The organism is Halosolutus halophilus, from assembly GCF_022869805.1.
GTDB lineage: Archaea > Halobacteriota > Halobacteria > Halobacteriales > Natrialbaceae > Halosolutus > Halosolutus halophilus.
Map to the genome: position 1 here is coordinate 511,622 of NZ_CP094974.1, position 15,474 is coordinate 527,095.

The 15,474-nt window shown below is 63.6% G+C and carries 12 protein-coding genes and 1 pseudogene; 10 read left to right on the forward strand and 3 right to left on the reverse strand.

Translation table 11 applies throughout. The features are described from left to right. Positions 1–491: 491 nt before the first annotated feature. The 3 genes from MUG98_RS02575 (at position 492) to aceB (ending at position 3,536) form a co-directional block, all read left to right on the forward strand. Positions 492–860 carry a VOC family protein gene (locus tag MUG98_RS02575; RefSeq protein WP_265110624.1) on the forward strand — a complete coding sequence of 123 codons (369 nt, stop codon included), beginning with the start codon at positions 492–494 and terminating at the stop codon, positions 858–860. 478 nt (positions 861–1,338) lie between these two features. Then, positions 1,339–2,106, forward strand: coding sequence for an IclR family transcriptional regulator (locus tag MUG98_RS02580; protein WP_265110625.1), 768 nt, complete (start codon positions 1,339–1,341; stop codon positions 2,104–2,106). Between the two features lie 125 nt (positions 2,107–2,231). After that, the gene (gene aceB, locus MUG98_RS02585; RefSeq protein WP_265110626.1) at positions 2,232–3,536 is read left to right on the forward strand and encodes a malate synthase AceB; all 1,305 of its coding nucleotides are present in this window, start codon (positions 2,232–2,234) and stop codon (positions 3,534–3,536) included. A 107-nt stretch (positions 3,537–3,643) separates the two neighbouring features. Here aceB and MUG98_RS02590 read toward each other — a convergent pair. Continuing rightward, positions 3,644–4,103, reverse strand: a pseudogene (locus tag MUG98_RS02590) (transposase domain-containing protein). Positions 4,104–4,216: 113 nt separating this feature from the next. Here MUG98_RS02590 and MUG98_RS02595 point away from each other — a divergent pair. Together MUG98_RS02595 and MUG98_RS02600 are read left to right on the forward strand one after the other, a co-directional pair. Further along, positions 4,217–4,516: a Cdc6/Cdc18 family protein gene (locus MUG98_RS02595; protein WP_265110627.1), complete on the forward strand. Its 300-nt coding sequence runs from the start codon at positions 4,217–4,219 to the stop codon at positions 4,514–4,516. Positions 4,517–4,886: 370 nt separating this feature from the next. Beyond that, positions 4,887–5,102 (forward strand): hypothetical protein, encoded by a 216-nt coding sequence (locus MUG98_RS02600; RefSeq protein ID WP_265110628.1) that lies wholly within the window; start codon positions 4,887–4,889, stop codon positions 5,100–5,102. Positions 5,103–5,259: 157 nt separating this feature from the next. On the opposite strand, the gene MUG98_RS02605 is transcribed toward MUG98_RS02600, so the two are convergent. Further along, on the reverse strand, positions 5,260–5,703 hold the full coding sequence (locus MUG98_RS02605) for a hypothetical protein (protein ID WP_265110629.1): 444 nt from the start codon (positions 5,701–5,703) through the stop codon (positions 5,260–5,262). Positions 5,704–6,838: 1,135 nt separating this feature from the next. Continuing rightward, positions 6,839–9,079, reverse strand: coding sequence for a glycoside hydrolase family 3 N-terminal domain-containing protein (locus MUG98_RS02610; RefSeq protein WP_265110630.1), 2,241 nt, complete (start codon positions 9,077–9,079; stop codon positions 6,839–6,841). Positions 9,080–9,269: 190 nt separating this feature from the next. Here MUG98_RS02610 and MUG98_RS02615 point away from each other — a divergent pair, with 190 nt between their 5' ends. From MUG98_RS02615 to MUG98_RS25215, 5 genes are read left to right on the forward strand one after another with little or no spacing between them, the layout of a single operon-like run. Then, on the forward strand, positions 9,270–11,060 hold the full coding sequence (locus tag MUG98_RS02615) for an ABC transporter substrate-binding protein (protein ID WP_265110631.1): 1,791 nt from the start codon (positions 9,270–9,272) through the stop codon (positions 11,058–11,060). Between the two features lie 21 nt (positions 11,061–11,081). Further along, positions 11,082–12,107 (forward strand): ABC transporter permease, encoded by a 1,026-nt coding sequence (locus MUG98_RS02620; RefSeq protein WP_265110632.1) that lies wholly within the window; start codon positions 11,082–11,084, stop codon positions 12,105–12,107. Then, positions 12,107–13,147, forward strand: a complete 1,041-nt coding sequence (locus MUG98_RS02625; RefSeq protein ID WP_265110633.1) for an ABC transporter permease — start codon at positions 12,107–12,109, stop codon at positions 13,145–13,147. The genes MUG98_RS02620 and MUG98_RS02625 overlap by 1 nt, the downstream gene beginning before the upstream one ends. Next, a complete protein-coding gene (locus tag MUG98_RS25210) occupies positions 13,144–14,202 on the forward strand; it encodes an ABC transporter ATP-binding protein (RefSeq protein ID WP_320443105.1) in 1,059 nt (352 codons plus the stop codon). The genes MUG98_RS02625 and MUG98_RS25210 overlap by 4 nt, the downstream gene beginning before the upstream one ends. Further along, a complete protein-coding gene (locus MUG98_RS25215; protein WP_320443106.1) occupies positions 14,199–15,284 on the forward strand; it encodes an ABC transporter ATP-binding protein in 1,086 nt (361 codons plus the stop codon). Before MUG98_RS25210 ends, MUG98_RS25215 begins: the two co-directional genes overlap by 4 nt. Positions 15,285–15,474 lie beyond the last annotated feature (190 nt).

Consider the following 15,474-nt stretch of genomic DNA (forward strand, 5'->3'; position numbering starts at 1 on the left):
CGTCCAGAATCAATTATTATAAACTCTATTGTTCTATTCTTGACTTAATGACGATGGTAAAACACCGTAGCGAAGAGAACGAATGCCCAGCGCTCCCGCGGACCTCGTCGCTGGAACCGGTAGCTGTCGGGGTCGAGCGAACGAGACTCGAAACGTATCGGTTACGCACGTGGGCCGACGACGAGCGCTCGAATCCCGGATATCGGTCACTGATCCCCTGTTCTCGGTCGACGTCGTCTTTACACAGCGTTCGGTAAACTGGGGCGTATGTCGTTAGAAGACGAATCACTCGACTATCACGAGTCGGATCCGCCGGGAAAGATCGAGATCGCGACCACCAAGCCGACCGATACGCAGCGAGACCTGTCGTTGGCTTACTCACCCGGCGTCGCCGGCCCGTGTCGGTCGGCTACTGACCGCCCTCCCCGACCGGTACGCCAGTCTGGCCGGTACCCGATGAATTTAATAGATCGATCGTCAGGACGTAGGATATGGGACTCATCCATATCAATATCAACGTCGCCGACGCTGCCGAAACCATCGAGTTTTACGAGCAGTTCGGGTTCGAAGAGAGCTGGGAGTTCGAAACGCCGGACGGAGAAACGCGAAACAGGTACATCGCGGACGAAACCGGGACCGAGCTGCAGCTCTCGGATACCGCCGGCGACGCGGATTTCGATCAGGGAACGTCGTGGGACCATCTCGCCATCGGCGTCGACGACGTCGACGAAGTCTTCGAAACGATCGACCACTATGGCGTTGCGAAAGAACCGGGAGATCAACCCGAGGCGGGTGCTCGGACGGCGTTCGTCTACGATCCCGATGGACGGAAAGTCGAACTGGTCGAACCGCTGGAGTAGTTTCGATCCGCCGTACACGCGAGAGACGGTTTTCGCCGAAATATCGGTTACCCCGTCCCGGTAGCGAAAGACGGTTCGTTGACGCAGATATCTGTGCCGCTCGTCTGATCGGCGGTTTCAAACCTTGCTCTCGGTTTCACCGATGATCTGGCGATGTGCTTACGAACCCCGATCACTCGTTCTCCATGTTAGAACACCTACTGCTCGACCGCATATCTCCCCGTACTATTACACGCATATGGATGTAAATAGGCGAGGGGCGAACCCCTGAGAAAAGGCGGGTGAAAAGACGGACCGTCCCGGTTATTCATTATATCAGAATCCGCATTTGACAAGCGAATGGGCCGACAGGTTTACCGCCGCTCGAATAACCGTCGGCTTCGTCACTTCCTGCCTGCATCGGGACGCCCCTCGCTGAGACGACTTGTTTTCTATTATAGAACAAGACTTATAGCTCCGGCCTGTAATTCAGTATCGTATGGGAAAAAGGGCCAAACACCCCGTTCGGACGACCGAGAAATCGTTAGAGATCATCTCGGTGCTCAATCGGTTAGGGGAGGCGCGAGTGACGACGCTGGCGAACGAACTCGAGATGGGAAAGAGCACCATCCATAATCATCTGACGACGCTCGAGGAACACGGGTACGTCGTCAAGAATTCCGAAACCAAAACCTACCGTCTCAGCCTCAAATTCCTCGATATCGGCGGGCAAATCCGGAGCGAGATAGACGTCTACAAAGTCGCCGAACCGAAGATCAGGGAACTCGCAGAAACGTCGGGGGAGTTGGTCCACCTCGTCGTCGAGGAGGACGGAAAGGGGGTCTATCTCTCTCGAGCGAAGGGCGAACGAGCGGTCGAGTTGGATACGTACGTCGGGTGTAGACACCATATGCACAGTACGGCGTTCGGGAAAGCGATCCTCTCTCACCTCCCCGCGGAACGGGTCGACGAAATCATCGATCGACACGGCCTGCCGAAAGTGACGCCGCAGACGATAACCACTCGCGACGCACTTTTCGACGAGCTAGAGCGAACCCGGGAACGAGGCTTTGCGATCGACGACGAAGAGCGTCTCGAGGGTCTCCGCTGTATCGCTGCGCCGATCAGGTTCGATTCGGACGTCATCGGGGCGATCAGCATCTCGGGTCCTACTGCTCGAATCGACGACGACTGGGAGGCGAACGAGTTCGTGGATCAGCTCTGCCGGGTAGCGAACGTGATCGAACTCAACAAATACAACGTCTAACAGCGTCGCGCCCCTGCCGGAAGCGCTCGGCTCTACTACGGTCCCCAGTTCGGAGCCGCGCCGCTCACGACGCCGCGTCTCACCAAACACTTTAATATTGGAAAGCGATATTGTCAGATGGACTCATGAGTGTACAACGACAGCACGATCGTGAATTCGTGCGAACGTTCTTTACTACTCCGACTGCTGTGGAAGGAGAAGACGATTCCAGCAAGATGCTGCGACGTGCGGTCCAGCTACGCGGAATAGAGGCCCCCGACGTCTGGGTGCCGGACAACGAGGACGCGACGGCGCCTTCGATGCGCGACGAAGGAGCCCAGAACATCATCGACGTGATCTCGGATCACGGAGCCGATTTCCCGGGCGAAATTCACCCCCGCGTCGTCTGGCACAGGGAAAGTCCCAGTACCCGCTATCAGAGTTTCCAGCGCATGCTGGAGATCGCCGACCCCGAGAACGGGGCCGTCGAACACATCGACGGATTCGTGATCCCGGAGGTCGGCGACATCGACGACTGGAAGAAGGCCGACGAGTTCATCACCATCGTGGAAAACGAGCACGGTCTGGAGGAGGGCAGTCTGGCCATGTCGGTCATCGTCGAGAGCGGAGAGGCCGAACTCGCGCTCGGCGACCTCCGCGACGAGATGGGCAAGCCCGCGAACAACCTCGAGCGCATGTTCCTCCTCGTCGACGGTGAGGTCGACTACACCAAGGACATGCGTGCTATGACGCCCACCGGCGAATTGCCGTCGTGGCCGGAGCTGCGCCACAACACCTCTCGGGGTGCGAGTGCGAACGGGCTCATCGCCGTTGACGGTCCGTACGACGACATCCGCGACGTCGAGGGTTACCACGAGCGTATGACCGAAAATCAGGCGAAGGGAATGCTCGGCATCTGGTCGCTAACGCCCGGACAGGTGGAGGAAGCGAACACTTCCCCGCTACCGCCGAAGACCGGGAGCTGGCTCCTCGATGTCGACGGCCGTGACGTCGAACTCGAAGAAGAGGACGGTCGCTACGTCTACGACGGAGAGGACGTGGAACTCGAAGCGATCGGTGACGACCGGTACAGGCTCCGTCTCGGCGGGGACGAACGCGAACTCGACGGGGACGAACTGGAAGAGGAGCTGCTCGACGTGACCGACTACATCCCGAGCATGACCGACATCGTCGATTCGATGGAGGAGTTCGAGGCGGCCAAGGAGGCCGGCCGGGGCGCCATCGCCATGGAACAATCGGGGACGTTGCTCATCGACGGCGTCGAGGTCACTATTAGCAAAGACCGGATGTGGGACGAGGCCACCTATCAGGCGGCCCAGACGCCCATCACCCTGTTCCAGGACGTCTACGAGAACCGCCCCGATCAGCACGAGGATCTCGAGGAGATGTACGGCGAAGAAATTGTCGAACGCGCGATGATCGTTGGATAGTTACCTCGACGAGCATCAGGATCGGAGACGAACGCCGTCTGCACGCTTTTCGGGCTGATCGCCGGATTCCTCCGCAGGGATTTGTCGGCGCCGATCCGCGGCAGTGTTCAGAGGAACTGGTTCCAGCCGGATGCGTCGCGCTGGAGCCACGTTTCGGCGGTTGCCGGTTTGGTGGTTCTACAGCAGTCTCCGAACTGGTAGGTACGCCGTGTTCTATCTTGGCCGAGACGTTCGGTGTTCCGATTTCCGTGTCTCTCGTGTCGAAATCGGAGGGCATGTCGGTGTAGTGAACCTCGCAACCAGGGGCCTGAATCGACGAGAAACACGACGTCGAGCGCGGCGTAACTCGCCCCCTTGCATCGGCCGTCTGGAGATCGGCCTTCTGCACCCAGTCGTGAACTGTCGGGCGTGCGCGTTCGACACCGGAAAATTCTCTAATATAGATACAGTATCTGAAAGTGATGATTCTGCCAAATGGTGCTGGAGACGCAACTGCATCAGTTCGCGCTCCACAAAATCTAATCGGATGTCGCTGTTAGGCCCGTTGAGGCGATCGCATTCTGGCAGTGGCACCACGAATTCCCCCGCCTCGCTCCTTCACAATTTGATTTGAACAGCGCCATCCGGCCGGGCGTTACGTTCATTGCCGGCACGCCACTCTCGCCAGTACTTGTGACCGCATGCGCACGGTCGCCGACCGCTTCGCGGCGGCCGCCCCGGACGACAGCGTCTTCGTCGACGAGAAAGCGCTCGATCCGCTCGCCGACTCGGCCGAGATCCACGCTCGTGACGCACAAGAGCGCGACCTCGTCACGATTCTGAACGGCGTCCACGACGGTTCTCTGCCGCCGACGGTCTCGGTCTCCGGCCCGTCGGGGGCGGGGAAGACGCTGACGACCCGCCGGGGCTGTCGAGCGTTCGCCGCCACGACCAGGTCACCGTCGAGTACGCACCCGCAAGGAGTGTCGCACGCTCTTTAGCGCGGCCACCGAGATCCGGTACGAGCTTGTGGGCGAGCGAAGGGCACCTATTCCTCTGGCGCGCTGGGCGTACTGTGCGGGCGGCGGTGCTCGCGGCGCGATCCGAACTCCTGAGCCGCGGGCGGGGCGCCTGTCCGGAACGCGACTACGAACCGATGATCAGGTCGTCGGACTCGGTCTCGGAATCCGCGATCGCCTCGTCGACCTCCTGCTGGGTCGCTTCGTCGAACTGCGTCTCGTCCTGCTCTTCCATCCTATTCACTCCATTCGTGTAGCTCATATTAAAAGATTGTGCTGCCGACACGTACGTTGAGATGGTCGGGGAGCGTGGGCGCTTCAACGCCGGAAGCGCACCACGGCGTGCCGCGCGATGTCCGTCAGCGACGCAGCAGGTGCGGGTCCGCGGTGGGCGGCGGACGCGCCGGCGGATCGCGTCGCCGCTTCGTGCGTCTGTGGCGACCGGCGCATCGACATCGCCGACCGGAGCGATGTCACGGTCGGTGCCGGCCGGCTGATCATCGCCCGACCCCACACCCGCTCGACCCGCAAGGCACACCGAGCGCTGATGACCCGGCGAGGTCAGTGAGCGATGGCCGACTGACTCTGTGACGCCGAGCCGCTGTAGCGGGTCACGCCCACTGGTCGTGACACCGTGGTCGGCTCGCACGCTGTCGTGCGTCTGATCGGCGCCATCACGGTACTCGCGCGACAGCCGTGGCCAGCCACGCCGCCCGCGGTCCTCGCTACGGAAGCGCGCCAACCGTCGCCGCGATGAGCAACAGGGTCGGGAGCAGTGCAATCGCCAGGGCGACGAGCCGGGGACCGATCGGGGCTGCACCGGCAGTTCGGTCGCGGACCTGTACAATCACCGTAAACACGCTGACGGCGGCGAGCACACACAGGAGCGACCCGAAGACGCTCGCAGTGTACCGCGCTCGAACGGCCGGCCGATCGAGCGTGGAGTGGAACGCAAAGAGATCGGCCCACGGGGAGGTATGGAGTGCGTACAGCTGTGTCTCGTAGAGTGGCGCGATGTGGTGGACGTCGGGTCCGAGCCCCCAGAGCCCGCCACAGACGACGAGCCACAGCGGCGCCCACGGCGCGAGCTGGTAGCGAAGCGCGAGCGGCGTCGCGTACAGGAGCGCCAGCGACGCACCGACGAGGAAGTGGACGAGTGCGGGGGCCATTGGTGGTGAAGCCGACAGGACGAGTCGATTCGTCGCCGGGACAGGTTAGTAATGGGTGGCTGACTGCGTGTCACGGAATCGGAGGCCGGGTACGCACCGCACTGCCGATCGGATAGGTATCCCCTGGTGTCCGTCTCGGACCCTCTCAGCGCCCGAAGACCCTCTCCGACGGACCTCGGAACGGCATCGCTAACACAGCAGTCGAGGTGACGGGAGTGCCGCCGATCTTGTAGTCAGAAAGGTGTTATAATAGCAATCATATAACTAATAGCACTTGAATTGGGTAGGGAGACACACGGGGGAGTTCACGCCCAAATATTTCGACTTTAGATAGTTATCTGGCAGATATTGGGTTATTAAGCTCCTATCGCTCCCTATTTTTGGATGAATGTTTGTTTAGAACTCCTTTTGGGGGATTAGCGCAGTACATACAGATTTCAGGCGTCTTTACCCTCTCAATTGTCGGTTTCAACTCAGAAATTGTAGGGCGTCTTTGCAGAACAGTAAAATTTCTACTTATACAATATTAATTACAGTTCACACCGTGAAGACGGCACCCGATCTACAGCACACGATCGACTCTTCCTGCAGAGGATCGGATGAAGCGGTCCCCCGCCGGCCAACGAACCCGATTACGCACAAACCTGTAAGACAATCGATCATCCCCGGATGGAGACGGATAGACGCTGCGGCGGATCCGGCCACCGACGCAGCGGGCTCACAGCCTCGACCGCACGAGCGATCGAGTGCAGCACGGCCGATTCTTTACACTAATACGCATGTAAATGCCCTGGCGCGTTCGTCCGGTCACGGCCCCGCCGCAGTATGGTTCTCCTTGAATACATATTCGATATTTGTCTACAGGGCCGATAATAAATAGAATTCTTACACTATTGACCCCTTTCCGTCCCCCGATTTCTGCCCAAGAAGTTCGAAACGAAGAAGTATAAGAGAATACACGTTTCAGGGGATAGTACCGTTTTTAGTACTATTCGGCCGAGACGAATTCGGCTCCGCGGGCGGTCTACGCGGTACTGGCGACTGCGGCCGGCGGCGGCCGCGTCGATATCAGGTCTCGTAACGAGCGGCGACGGAACGGAATTATTCGCGGTTTCGACTGTGCGGTGTCGGCGATTCAGCGGTCGATCGGCCGGACGTCGAGGTCGAACGTCCGGTCCCCGACGAAGAGGCGGAGGCTCCCGGCATCGTCGCGGCCGTCGCGCGACCGCTCGAAGAGACCGACCTGGTCCGCGCCGATCCGGAGTTCCACGGTCGCTCGTTCGCCGGGTGCTAGTTCCGCGCGTTCGAACGCCCACAGTTCGCGGACGGGCGTTACGACCGAACTGAACTCGTCCCGGCCGAACACCTGGACGACCTCGCTCCCGAGCCGATCGCCCGTGTTGGCCAGCGTGACGCGGACCGTGACGTCCTCGCCCGGGCGGATCACGTCTCCGCCCACCTCGATCGACTCGTACTCTACGGTGGTGTAGCTGAGTCCGTGGCCGAACTCGAACAGCGGATCGTACGACGCCGGGTGCTCGTCGGGACCGATCGGGTGCGGGTGCGGCCGGTGGTTGAAGTACGTCGGAAGCGTCGCCGCCGATCGCGGGATCGAGATCGGGAGCCGCCCGCCGGGTTCGGCCTCGCCGAACAAGGTCTCCCCGATCACCTCGCCGCCGACCCTGCCGGGATGGTACGCCATGAGGATCGCCGGCACCGCCTCCGACAGCCACTCGATGGCCAGCGGGCGGCCGGTGACCAGGACCGCGACGACGGGTGTCCCCGTCTTCGCCACCGCGTCGACGAGTTCGCGCTGCGCGTCGGGAAGCGAGAGTTCGTTCCGCGTCGGGAACTCGCCGGTCTCGCCGTCGGTTTCCGCCGAGGGTCCGAACTCGTGGAGGTACCAGTCCTCGCCGAGCGCGACCACGGCGACGTCCGACTCGGCCGCCCGCTCCGCGGCGGCGTCGATATCGACGGGAGCGGTAATGTCGCTGCCTGGTTCGTGGGTGACGACCGTATCGTCGGCAACGGCGTCGACGATCCCCTCGCGGATCGTCGTCCCGGGGACGCCGGTGTCCGCGTTACAGCTCCACCCGCCGTTCTGGTGTACGATCTCGTCGGCGTTCGGCCCGGTCACGAACACCTCGTCGACGCCGTCGTCAAGGGGGAGCACGTCCCCGTCGTTTTGCAACAGCGTGAGCGATTTCCGAACGGCCTCGCGCGCGACGTCGAGGTGCTCGGGAGCGCCCAGTACGTCTTCGGCCTCGCGGTCCGGGTACGGATCCTCGAAGAGGCCGAGCGCGAATTTCGCTCGCAGCACCCGCTCGGCGCTGGCCTCGATCAGCTGTTCGGACAGGTCGCCGCGCTCGATCAGTTCCCGAACGTGTCGGGCGTGTTCGCCGCCAGCGACCGACCCGATATCGAGGCCCGCCTCGCGGGTCTGGCGCGCGGCCTCGATCGGCGTTCCCGCCGTGCGGTGTTCCTCGTGCAACTGGGTGATCCCGTTCCAGTCGGAGACGACGACCCCATCGAAACCCAGTTCCTCGCGGAGGAGGTCGGTCAGGAATCGACGCGATCCGTGCGCCGGTTCGCCGTCGATCGAGTTGTAGCACGGCATCACCGCGCCGACGTCCTCCTCGAGCGCCGTCTCGAACGGCGGGAGGAGTACGTTGCGGAGCGTGTGCGAGGAGACGTCGACCGGTGCGGCGTCCTCGCCGCGCGTGGGGTCGCCGTAGGCCGGAAAGTGCTTCGCCGTCGCGAGCACCGAGGTCTCATCGAGGTCGTCGCCCTGGTACCCGCGGATCTCGCTGGCGGCCAGCGTCCCGACGAGGAACGGGCTCTCACCGTACGTCTCCCCGGTCCGGCCCCAACGCGGATCACGCGCGACGTCGCAGGTCGGGCTATAGTTCTGGGCGGCCCCGGTGACGCGCATCTCCGCCGCCGTGATCTCGGCCGTGCGTTCGACGAGATCGGGACACCACGTCGCCGCCGCGCCGAGATTGTTCGGGAACACGGTCGACTCTTTGATGTACGCGTGACCGTGAATCGCGTCGGCGGCGAACAGCAGCGGGACGCCCAGCCGCGTCTCCTCGACGGCGTGGGTCTGCAGTTGACGCGCCGCGTCGATCGCGTCCTCGAGCGACTCGTTGGGCGAGCCACCCCAGCCGAAGGGGGCGACCGCGCCGACGTGGTACTCGTCGATCTCGTCGATGACGTCGTCGACGCCGTGAGGACCCTCGGCGAGCGTCCCGACGTAGGACCCGGCCAGTTGACCGATCTTCTCTTCGAGCGTCATCCGGTCGAGCAGATCGGCGACACGCTGCTCGATCGTCAGCGACGGATCTAGGTACGGCTCACCGTCGTCTAGGCTTGTCATGGATGTAGGTATCTGAAACGCCAGTTAATAAATGTATCCCTGACGACCGGACGGCACGATCGGGCACCGTACAGTCGAGCACCTCACCCGGGAGTGGGGCGAGCCCACACGCGGTGAACCCTCTGTTATGATGAAATGTTATGATTTTCGAAAGCTATTTACTGTCGGATACCCAAGGTTGGGTAGCACCATGAGCCAAGAGAGTGTGCCACACAGCACCGCAGAGGCATCACGGCGTCGAATCCTGCAGTTCACCGGCGCGGCCGGCGCGGCGGCGCTCGCGGGCTGCTTCGGCGACGACAACACCGGTTCGACCAACGGGGAGATCACGGGCGACGAGCCGATGACCGATCGGACGTTCACCGCCCCGACGTCGGTCCTTCCCGACGACATGCAGTGGAACGCCGCGAACGACTCGAACTACCCCGACCGTCCGGGGTTCGTGGTCTTCGACCAGCTCGTCTACTTCCGGGTGACGACCGGCGAGTTCACTGCGGGCGCCCTCGCCGACTGGGAGGTCGGCGACGACACGGCGACGCTGACCCTTCAGGACGACCTGACCTGGCACAACGGCGAGGCCGCCACCGCCGAGGATCTGGAGCGAAAGCTGCACATCTCGCTTTACGACAATCACCCGATCGGGAACTTCACCTCGGTCGAGAACGTCGAGGCTGTCGACGACACGTCGGTCGAAGTCGGACTCGAGGCGGACGTCTCCGAGCCCATCTTCCTCAACTCGATCCAGAACATGGAACTCGACATGCCGGGCGCGCAGTACGACGACATCCTCGCGGAACTGGAGGACGACCCCGAATCGACGGTACTGGCGGACTTCGCGCCCGAGGAACCGATCGGCACCGGTCCGTTCCAGTTCGACCGGACCGGGGAGCAGGAGCTCGTGACCACGAAGTTCGAAGACTCCTACTGGGCCGACAACATCAATTTCGCCGAGTACCGGTTCCGGTTCATCGACGGGAACGAGCAGGCCTGGCAGGCGATCCGCGGTGGAACGGTCGACGCCCTCCACAACATCTTCACGTCGCCGGACATCATGGCGTCGTTCCCCGATCACGTCGTCGAGATGCAACAGCCCGCCAACTGGGGGCTGTCGATCGCGTTCGACCACGAGCACGAGCACCTCGGTCAGCGCGAGGTCCGGAAGGCGATCGCCCACGCCATCGACCGCGAGGTCGTCGCGGAGAACTCCGCGGGCGGCGGCGACGCGAAGGCGCCCGTGAAAACGCCGACCGGCATCGTCGGGAACTTCGACGACTCGGCCAACGACTGGCTCGACGATCCGGACGCCTTCGAGGACTACGCCGGACAGAACACCGACCGGGCCGCCGAACTGCTCGAATCGGCCGGGTTCTCCCGGGAGGACGGCACCTGGGTCGACGAGGACGGCGAGACGCTCACCTTCGAGTACAAGGTGCCCGCCGCCTGGACCGAGTGGGTCGACGCCGCGATCACGATCAACCAGCACCTCCAGGACTTCGGCATCGAGACCAATCTCATCACCCGCGACGACGGCGTCTACTTCGGCCAGGACCTATACGGCGACACCGGCTTCGACGCGGCCGGGTTTTGGTGGTCCGACGGCTGGACGTATCCCTACCACACGCTCAACTGGAATCTCAATACCTGGGACGCCAGGAACGTCTACAACTACCCCGAGACCGTCGAGGTCCCGCCGAAAGGCCAGCCCGACGGCGAGACCGAGACGGTCGAGCTCGCACCCGAACTCGAGGACCTCGTCGGCATGGACGCCGACGGCGACGCGGCCCGCCAGAAGATCCAGGACCTGGCGTGGATCTTCAACTACGACCTCCCGCAGCTTCCCATCCAGGAGAAGGTCGATCAGGGGTTCATCTCCACCAAGGACTTCAAAGTCGTCGACGACTCCGATCCGGACGCGTCCGTCAAGTACGCGACGACGTTCCTCCCCCGAGTCGGAAAGCTCGTCGCGAAGGCCGACGAATAGCCTGCCCGAACCGCACAACATATGCAACGATACTACATCGAACGCACACTGCAGGCGGTCGTCACGGTCGTGTCAGTGATGAGTCTCGCGTTTTTCCTGGTCCGGCTGATGCCCGGCAACCCCGCGGACGCGTACCGCGCCGAACTCATCCAGAACAATCCGCAGATGACGCAGGCCGAGATCGACCACCGCGTCGAGCGCAAACTCAACGTGCTCCCGGACGCGCCGCTCCACGAACAGTACGTGAACTACGTGACCGGACTGCTCCGCGGCGATCTGGGCGAGTCGATCAACGAGGGCGTCGCGGTGTCGGAGATCATCGCGGAGGCGCTTCCCTGGACGATCTTCACGATGTCGATCGCCCTGTTGCTCTCGTTTACGATCGGCATCTCGCTCGGCGCAGCGATGGCGTACAAGGAGGGGGACTACTTCGACACCGGGTTCTCCGTGGTCTCGATCCTGTTCAACTCGATCCCGAACTACATCATCGGCATCCTGTTGATCTGGTTCCTCGGCTACCAGTTCGAGCTGTTCCCCACCGGGGGCCGGTACTCGACGGAGATGGAGCCGACGGTGGGGCTCCTGGAACCGATACGGACGCTCACCTTCCTCGGCGACGCGCTCTGGCACGCGGCGCTGCTGATACTGTCGTACGCGGTCGTCGCGGCCGGGGGCTGGGCGCTCCGGATGCGCGGCAACAGCATCCAGGTGCTCGGCGAGGACTACCTGCGGGTCGCGCGACTCCGCGGCCTCTCCGAGCGCCGGATCGCGACGCGCTACGTCGGCCGAAACGCGGTACTGCCGCTGTACACGGCGTTGTTGATCGCGATCGGCTTCGCGCTCGGCGGCAGCGTCATCCTCGAGCAGGTGTTCACGTACCCCGGCGTGGGCTACTACATGATCGAGGGGCTGGAGGCTCGCGACTACCCGCTCATGATGGGCGTCTTCCTCGTGATGACGATCGCGGTCGTGCTCGGCGTCTACGTCGCCGACCTCACGTACGGGCTCATCGATCCGCGCGCACAGACCCGGGGAGGTGAGCGCTGATGAGCGAACGCAACGAGTCGCTCCACGCGCTCGACGACGGCGAGGCGTTCGAAGCCGTCTCCGAGACCACGATGAGCCGGAAAGAGCGCTACCGGCGGCTGTTCGACCGCTGGGTCCTCGCTCCGGGTCGGATCGTCTGGGACGACCTCCGCGCTCGCGTCGGCGCGTCGATCATCCTGCTGTACCTGGTGGTCGGCCTGCTCGGGCCGACGCTCTACAAGGCGCCCCAGGTCAATCAGGGACCGCGCTCGATCGCACCGCTCGCCGAGGGGTTGACCTATCCCCTGGGAACCGACAACCTCGGCCGAGACATCCTCGCTCAGCTCGTCCACGCGACGCCATCGATGCTCCAGATGATCGTGGCGGGCGGCCTGTTCGTGACGGTCACGGGCGTGGCCGTCGGGACGACCGCGGGATACGTCGGCGGGCGGACCGACCGGGTCCTCTCCCTACTCACGGACATCGTGATGACGATCCCCGGGCTCCCGCTCATCGTCATCCTGGCCGCGCTGCTCGAACCCCAGAACCCGATCGTCACGGGGCTCATCCTGACGATCAACGTCTGGGCCGGCCTCGCCAGGGAGATCCGGTCGCAAGTGCTCTCGATCAGCCGCCACTCCTACGTGGAGGCGTCGAAAGCGATGGGGCTGTCGACCCCGACGATCATCGTCAAAGACATCCTTCCGAACATCATGCCCTACGTGTTGATCACGTTCGTTAACGCGGCGAGACAGGTTATCTTCGCATCGATCGGTCTGTACTTCCTGGGCGTGTTGCCCTACGACAGCGTCGTCAACTGGGGGGTCATGATCGACCAGGCGGTCAGCGGCGGTGCGATGCACGTCATGTCGATGGCCCACTGGCTGATCGCGCCCCTGGCGACGATCACGCTCCTGTCGTTCGGGCTGATCCTGTTCGCGCAGGGCACCGACCGGATGTTCAACCCGCGCGTTCGCGCCCGCCACTCCACGACGACCGGCTCCGACGACGAGCCGACGGGCGACGGTGCGACGGCGACGACCGGGGGTGGTGTCCGATGAGCGGGCGCGCCGATGCGGCCCCCGCCACGGAGGCCGACGGCCGGTCCGATCCCGTCCTCAGCTGTCGGGACCTCTCCGTCGAGTTTCACATGGATCGCGGAACGTCGACGGTTCTCAACGGGCTGGACATCGACATCGAGCGCAACGAGATCATCGGCATCGTCGGGGAATCCGGCTCCGGGAAGTCGATGTTCGCGTCCGCCCTGCTCGACGCCGTCGTCGAACCCGGGGTCACCTCGGGGACGGTCACCTACCGGCCGTCGGAGGGTCCGGCGGTCGACGTCCTCGACCTCTCGGACGATCGACTCCGGCAGCTTCGCTGGGAGGATATTTCGATGGTGTTCCAGGGCGCTCTCTCGTCGTTCAACCCGACGCTGAAGCTCCGCGGCCACTTCGTGGAGACGCTCGACGCGCACGGTTACGACGTCGAAGCGGGCCTGGAACGCACGCACGAACTCCTGGCCGACCTGTATCTCGATCCCGATCGCGTGCTCGACAGTTACCCCCACGAGCTCTCCGGCGGGATGAAACAGCGCGCGCTCATCGCGCTCGCGCTCGTCCTCGAACCGGAAGTGCTCGTCATGGACGAGCCGACGGCGGCGCTCGATCTCCTGATGCAGCGGTCGATCGTCAGCCTGCTGTCGGACCTCCGGGACAAGTACGACCTGACGATGGTGTTCATCACCCACGATCTGCCGCTCGTGACGAAACTGGCCGACCGGATCGCGGTCCTCTACGCGTTCGAACTCGCGGAGGTCGGGCGGACCGAGGAACTCCTCCGGTCCCCGAAGCATCCCTACACGCGAGCGCTGCTGAATTCGACCCCCGATATCGAGTCGCCGTTAGGGGAGATGCGCCCGATCGAGGGGGCGGCACCCGACCCCGTCAACGTCCCGTCGGGCTGTCCGTACCACGAGCGGTGTCCCATGGCGACCGGCGACTGTGCGACGGTCACGCCCGCGATGGAGGCGGCCAGCGAGAGCCACGACGTCGCCTGCCACCACTGGACGCGCGTCGACGACGAGATCGATCTGACCACGGAGGTGGGCCGATGAGCGCCGACGATCCCGTGGTCTCGATGGAGAGCGTCGACGTCCACTTCGAGTCGGACGGCGGCCTCACCCCCTTCGCGGACTCGCAGACGGTCCGGGCGGTCGACGCGGTCGACCTCGAGATCGCCGAGAACGACGTCGTGGCGATCGTCGGCGAGTCCGGCAGCGGGAAGACCACGCTCGGCAAGGCGGCCGTCGGCTTGCAGAAACCGACTGGTGGGACCGTGAGCTTCCGCGGACAGGATATCTGGGAGGCGAAACAGCGTTTCTCGAATCCGTCCATCCCGTACGCCGACATTCGTCGATCGCTCCAGATCATCCATCAGGATCCCGGGTCGTCGTTGAATCCACACCGAACCGTCGAGGCGTCGCTCGCCGAACCGCTGAAGAAGCACCAGACCGACCTGGGGCCCGAGGATCGCGAGGCGCGGATCCTCGCGATGCTCGACCGCGTCGGGATGACGCCGCCGCACGACTACGCTAGGCGGTATCCCCACCAGCTGTCCGGCGGGGAGAAACAGCGCGTCGCGCTCGTCCGGGCGCTGCTGATGAACCCGGAGCTCATCCTTGCCGACGAGGCCGTCAGCGCGCTCGACGTCTCGCTGCGCGTCGAGGTGATGGACCTGATGCTCGACTTGCAGGACCAGTTCGACACGTCGTTCCTGTTCATCTCGCACGACCTCTCGAACGCGCGCTACCTGGCCGAGCACGCCGACGGCCGGCTCGGCGTGATGTACCTCGGTGAACTCGTCGAACTCGGTAAGGCCGAGGAGGTCCTCCGGAACCCACAGCACCCCTACACGAAGGTGCTGAAATGGGCGACGCCGTCGCTCAGTCCGGACGAGGGCGCGGCGGAGCCCCCGGTCCGGGAGATCGATATCCCGGACCCGGTCGACCCGCCGTCCGGATGCCGATTCCACACGCGGTGTCCGTACGCGACGGAGTACTGCCGGGAGTCGACGCCCGACCGGCACTCGGTCGGCGAGGAACCCCATCGCGCGTCCTGCTTCCGTCTCGACGAGGGCAGCGACTACTGGCGCAGCGATCCCCTGGAGGGCGTCAGTCTGGAAGCGGACGAGCGGTAAGCGACGGCCGCTTTTTGCCGACTCGTCAGTTGCCGCCTTTCTGAGCGAGATTCGCTTCTGTCGAGCGATAGCTGTCCAGTCGTGGCCGCCGCCGTGCGCCGTCGCCGTTAACGACGAAGAAGACGTTTCCCGGGGCTGCGCTCCCGACTGAACCCGCCGGGCCGGCTTCCGCTGCCGCCGTGGCTCCACT

What these genes read in the sequence shown, in the direction of transcription:
- MUG98_RS02575 (WP_265110624.1), top strand. Translation starts at nt 492, where the DNA reads ATGGGACTCATCCATATCAATATCAACGTCGCCGACGCTGCCGAAACC.
- MUG98_RS02580 (WP_265110625.1), top strand. Translation starts at nt 1,339, where the DNA reads ATGGGAAAAAGGGCCAAACACCCCGTTCGGACGACCGAGAAATCGTTA.
- aceB (WP_265110626.1), top strand. Translation starts at nt 2,232, where the DNA reads ATGAGTGTACAACGACAGCACGATCGTGAATTCGTGCGAACGTTCTTT.
- MUG98_RS02595 (WP_265110627.1), top strand. Translation starts at nt 4,217, where the DNA reads ATGCGCACGGTCGCCGACCGCTTCGCGGCGGCCGCCCCGGACGACAGC.
- MUG98_RS02600 (WP_265110628.1), top strand. Translation starts at nt 4,887, where the DNA reads ATGTCCGTCAGCGACGCAGCAGGTGCGGGTCCGCGGTGGGCGGCGGAC.
- MUG98_RS02605 (WP_265110629.1), bottom strand. Translation starts at nt 5,703, where the DNA reads ATGGCCCCCGCACTCGTCCACTTCCTCGTCGGTGCGTCGCTGGCGCTC.
- MUG98_RS02610 (WP_265110630.1), bottom strand. Translation starts at nt 9,079, where the DNA reads ATGACAAGCCTAGACGACGGTGAGCCGTACCTAGATCCGTCGCTGACG.
- MUG98_RS02615 (WP_265110631.1), top strand. Translation starts at nt 9,270, where the DNA reads ATGAGCCAAGAGAGTGTGCCACACAGCACCGCAGAGGCATCACGGCGT.
- MUG98_RS02620 (WP_265110632.1), top strand. Translation starts at nt 11,082, where the DNA reads ATGCAACGATACTACATCGAACGCACACTGCAGGCGGTCGTCACGGTC.
- MUG98_RS02625 (WP_265110633.1), top strand. Translation starts at nt 12,107, where the DNA reads ATGAGCGAACGCAACGAGTCGCTCCACGCGCTCGACGACGGCGAGGCG.
- MUG98_RS25210 (WP_320443105.1), top strand. Translation starts at nt 13,144, where the DNA reads ATGAGCGGGCGCGCCGATGCGGCCCCCGCCACGGAGGCCGACGGCCGG.
- MUG98_RS25215 (WP_320443106.1), top strand. Translation starts at nt 14,199, where the DNA reads ATGAGCGCCGACGATCCCGTGGTCTCGATGGAGAGCGTCGACGTCCAC.